7 protein-coding genes are annotated in these 3,697 nt (G+C 40.0%); 5 read left to right on the top strand and 2 right to left on the bottom strand.

The genetic code is table 11. The features are described 5' to 3' along the window. The first annotated feature begins 58 nt into the window (after positions 1 to 58). Positions 59 to 400 carry a DUF5615 family PIN-like protein gene (locus tag EWV84_RS07485; RefSeq protein WP_287077503.1) on the top strand — a complete coding sequence of 114 codons (342 nt, stop codon included), beginning with the start codon at positions 59 to 61 and terminating at the stop codon, positions 398 to 400. Between the two features lie 48 nt (positions 401 to 448). Here EWV84_RS07485 and EWV84_RS07480 read toward each other — a convergent pair whose 3' ends face one another. After that, positions 449 to 751, bottom strand: a complete 303-nt coding sequence (locus tag EWV84_RS07480) for an element excision factor XisI family protein (protein ID WP_287077502.1) — start codon at positions 749 to 751, stop codon at positions 449 to 451. Further along, positions 736 to 1,155 carry a XisH family protein gene (locus EWV84_RS07475; protein WP_287077501.1) on the bottom strand — a complete coding sequence of 140 codons (420 nt, stop codon included), beginning with the start codon at positions 1,153 to 1,155 and terminating at the stop codon, positions 736 to 738. The genes EWV84_RS07480 and EWV84_RS07475 overlap by 16 nt, the downstream gene beginning before the upstream one ends. A gap of 424 nt (positions 1,156 to 1,579) precedes the next feature. On the opposite strand from EWV84_RS07475, the gene EWV84_RS07470 reads away from it, so the two are divergent. From EWV84_RS07470 to EWV84_RS07455, 4 genes are all read left to right on the top strand, one after another. Continuing rightward, positions 1,580 to 1,795 carry a hypothetical protein gene (locus EWV84_RS07470; protein ID WP_002746864.1) on the top strand — a complete coding sequence of 72 codons (216 nt, stop codon included), beginning with the start codon at positions 1,580 to 1,582 and terminating at the stop codon, positions 1,793 to 1,795. Further along, complete coding sequence (locus EWV84_RS07465) at positions 1,783 to 2,220, top strand: type II toxin-antitoxin system VapC family toxin (RefSeq protein WP_287077500.1); 438 nt, start codon at positions 1,783 to 1,785, stop codon at positions 2,218 to 2,220. The genes EWV84_RS07470 and EWV84_RS07465 overlap by 13 nt, the downstream gene beginning before the upstream one ends. A gap of 371 nt (positions 2,221 to 2,591) precedes the next feature. Then, entirely contained in the window at positions 2,592 to 3,341 is a 750-nt protein-coding gene (locus EWV84_RS07460) for an NYN domain-containing protein (RefSeq protein WP_287077499.1), read from the top strand. A gap of 142 nt (positions 3,342 to 3,483) precedes the next feature. Continuing rightward, positions 3,484 to 3,697: DUF433 domain-containing protein (locus tag EWV84_RS07455; protein ID WP_287077498.1), on the top strand; the 214-nt coding region annotated here is incomplete at its 3' end.

Below are 3,697 nucleotides of genomic sequence, written 5' to 3'. Positions count from 1 at the left end.
CCTGTATGCAATTTGCAGCAAGATTGATGGCGAATCACTATGAAGTCAGAAAAATTGCATGAATGGTTTTTTCTTTGATGAAAATTTACCAGCTAAAATCCTGTTTACTCCATCTTTACAGATCATTTATGTTTCGGTTTTAGGTAGAAGTCCAAGGGATACGGAAATTTGGCAATATGCAAAGGATAAAAAACTGGTTATTGTTACGAAAGATACAGACTTTTCCGATCAACTAATGCTTGATTTTTCCCCACCTAAAGTAGTACATCTCCGTTTTGGCAATATACGAAAACGCAAATTTCATCAGTTTTTAGCTCGTATTTGGCCAGAGGTTGAAGCTTTGGTCATTGAACATAAATTAGTTAATGTCTATTTAGATCGAATTGAAGCATTTAGATAATTTTTCCTAACATTCAGTGCGATATCGCTAAGGTGGGCAATGCCTACCTTACTCTAGGGAAAGTCCAGTGATAATATCTTCTGGGGGAATCCCAGCTTGAATTAAATTGGTTGTTAATCCTTCTTCAAGATTATCATCTTCAATTACAATTTTATTTTTCAATAAACGAGCGTGAAATAAAATTGTATTAATCCATCCTTCTTTTTCCCAACCAGTCATAATTATTAAAAAGTTGCCTGATTCTGGATCACAAACTGGGGTAATTTTAAGGGTTTGTAATCGAGGTTGCATCGACGACTCTTTTCTGATAACTTGACTCAGAATATCGGCATAATTTACTGTGTTATCCATTCGACAATTATCTCCTTTTGAGGATTATAAATAATTAAATTGATTTTATTCCGCTTAATAACCAGTTGGAAAATAGCTTTTTTGAAGTGTTTTAAATAAACTGCTTGACTAATGCCCAAAAAAAGTTTTCTTTCAGGTTCTTGTGAATCTAAAGCCCATTGGTATAATTGAAGTTGTCCTATTGTTTTTTCTAATTCACTGATAACTGAAGGCGTATCAAAGTCTTTGATTTCTACGGCAATTTTACGATCTTCTTTTTCCGCAGCAAAAAACTTTTCTGCTCCTAAATCAGCTTTAAGCAAGGTTTTTTCTAAGGTTAGAATTAAAGGATCATCAGTGATTTTCCAACCCTCTTTTTCTAAAGTATGACGTAATGATAAATGTAGATCGTCTCGTCTGGACATCCTTGTAAACCCTGCTTAAGAGGTTCGATTTCTATTTTACTACAGTTCGCCCTAATTCGGATTTATTATGACCGAAAAAGCGGTAAGGTGGGCAATGCTCACCCTACTATTTCTATTTTCGCTTGGTCAGGCTAAAAACTAACCCTAATCCTCCTAATCCTAACAAGGCAACAACGGAACTCAGTGCAGATCTGGTAGGGTGCGTTACCTAATACAAGTCCTACCGCTGCAGCGATCGATTTTGGGGAACGCACCACGATCATTGATTCAAGCAAATGATTACAAGTAAAAAACGTCTATGCACAGCGACGGACGGGAGTGCGATCGGATGTAGACAAGTATGGGGGCATTCTACCTTACTTTTTGGAGCCGTGATCTGTGGGCAATATGACATGATTAATAGAAGAAACAGGGAGTAAAGAGCATGACTACCTATCAAGATGTTCGCCGACAAGTTGAGAATCTCACCCCAGACGAGCAACTTCGCTTGTTAAAAGAGTTAGCTGTAATGGTACGTCGCCCTATGCTTGTTAAGCCCAAGCATAGCATTATGGAACTAGAAGGACTAGGAAAAGAAATCTGGAATGGACTTGATGCTCAAGAGTACGTTAATCAGGAACGTGCCTCATGGAATGGCTAATTCAACTACAAGGTCAAGTTGTGGGTTTGGATACCGCGCCACTCATTTATCTGATCGAGCAAAATCAGGCATATTTAGGGCTTGTTCGTGCCTTTTTTGGGGCAGTAAGTCGAGGCGAGTTTCAAGTTGTTACCTCTACGTTGACGCTGACGGAAGTTTTGGTGCATCCATTACGCTCAGGCAATGTAGAACTTGCTGGCCAGTATCGTGATATTCTTCTTGATCAAGAAAACTTAATTACAGTACCTATTTCCGTTGAGATTGCCGAAGTTGCCGCCCAGTTAAGAGCAAGACAAAACTTGCGAACTCCAGACGCAATCCAGATTGCCACTGCTATGGGAGAAGGTGCTATGTTTTTCTTGACCAATGATGCCCGTTTAGCTGCTGTCCCAGATTTAAAAGTTTTGGTTTTGGATGCTCTGTAACAGTACGCCAATCTGGTGGAGTTCGTTCCTTAAACATTGATTCAAGCAAATGATTACAAGTAAAAAACGTCTATGCACAGCGATGGACGGGAGTGCGATCGGTTATGAGAGAGTTGTAAATTTTTGTTACGAAATGCAGTCAGATTGAATAATTGGTGCTATGGTCGCATAAAAGCTATTTGTATCTCGGCTGATTGTCAGGAATCGACAAAAGGGGTGATATGTCAAAAGTTTCCCCATATCCTTACTCTGGTTATTCGGAAAGTTTCTGCATAATCAACAGTTAGATGGCTTAGGCTATCAGCTGGGGCATACTTGAAGAGTGTCTGTTCGAGTTCAAAAATTAAAGTGACCAGCACCCCTGGAGCAATATGCGACAATCAGAATCAAAAATTGCGCTGCTGATTGATGCAGACAACGCCCCTGCATCAAAAATTGAGGCGATCGTCTCTGAAATTGCCAACTATGGAGTTGCCAATATTCGTAAGGCTTACGGAAACTGGAAAAGTCCTGCGCTGAAAGCCTGGGAGGAGTGTTTGCATGAATACGCTATTCGCCCCGTCCAACAGTTCGACTATACGAAGGGCAAAAATGCTACCGATGCTGCAATGATTATTGATGCAATGGATTTGCTGTATACACAACAGTTGGATGCTTTTGCAATCGTGTCGAGTGATTGTGACTTTACTCCTTTAGTGATGAGAATTTTGACAAATGGCTTAAAAGTCTATGGATTTGGCGAGAAGAAAACGCCATTGCCTTTTGTTTATGCGTGTTCAACATTTTTATACCTAGAAACTATTGATCAAGCAGTAAATTCTGAGGAGACTTCCAAAGTTTCTGCAAGTGTTAAGAAAACTGGTAAAGAGTTGAAGCAAGACACCAAATTAATCAGTTTATTGAGGGGCGCGGTTTCTAGGACTCTAGACGATGATGGTTGGTCGAATTTGGCAGAGATTGGCGGACACATAGCAAATCAGGCATCTTTTGACCCACGCAACTACGGATATGCAAAGCTGAGTGGCCTGTTCGAGGCTATTGACTTATTCGAGATTCAGCGAAAAAATAAGGCAGTCTTCGTGAGGAGCAAGCAAAAGAATGGCACTACTCCAAAAACCTAGTGCCGCTCTGGTAGGGTGCGTTACCTAATGCAAGTCCTACCGCTGCAGCGATCAATTTTAAGGAACCCTAACATCCTCACCTGTTACTATGAAAGGGTATAATAAGCTTACTTTAGATCATCAAGGAGGTAACAAAACCTTAATGGAAAGTCGTATCTATATCCATCCAGATATTTGTAATGGAAGACCTGTTATAGCTGGAACTCGAATTCCGGTGCAAACAGTTATGGAATTTTTGGGAGCAGGGGATTCTATTGAAGAAGTCCTTGAAGAATATCCCTCTCTGAATCGAGAAGATATTTATGCCTGTATGCAATTTGCAGCAAGATTGATGGCGAATCACTATGAAGTCAGAA

The organism is Microcystis sp. M_QC_C_20170808_M3Col (assembly GCF_007095505.1).
In the GTDB taxonomy this organism is placed as follows: domain Bacteria; phylum Cyanobacteriota; class Cyanobacteriia; order Cyanobacteriales; family Microcystaceae; genus Microcystis.
This window is presented reverse-complemented; position numbering and strand designations above follow the sequence as displayed.

Bases quoted from the DNA above. Each gene is read 5' to 3' on its own strand.
- EWV84_RS07485 (WP_287077503.1), top strand. From the start codon at position 59: ATGAATGGTTTTTTCTTTGATGAAAATTTACCAGCTAAAATCCTGTTT.
- EWV84_RS07480 (WP_287077502.1), bottom strand. From the start codon at position 751: ATGGATAACACAGTAAATTATGCCGATATTCTGAGTCAAGTTATCAGA.
- EWV84_RS07475 (WP_287077501.1), bottom strand. From the start codon at position 1,155: ATGTCCAGACGAGACGATCTACATTTATCATTACGTCATACTTTAGAA.
- EWV84_RS07470 (WP_002746864.1), top strand. From the start codon at position 1,580: ATGACTACCTATCAAGATGTTCGCCGACAAGTTGAGAATCTCACCCCA.
- EWV84_RS07465 (WP_287077500.1), top strand. From the start codon at position 1,783: ATGGAATGGCTAATTCAACTACAAGGTCAAGTTGTGGGTTTGGATACC.
- EWV84_RS07460 (WP_287077499.1), top strand. From the start codon at position 2,592: ATGCGACAATCAGAATCAAAAATTGCGCTGCTGATTGATGCAGACAAC.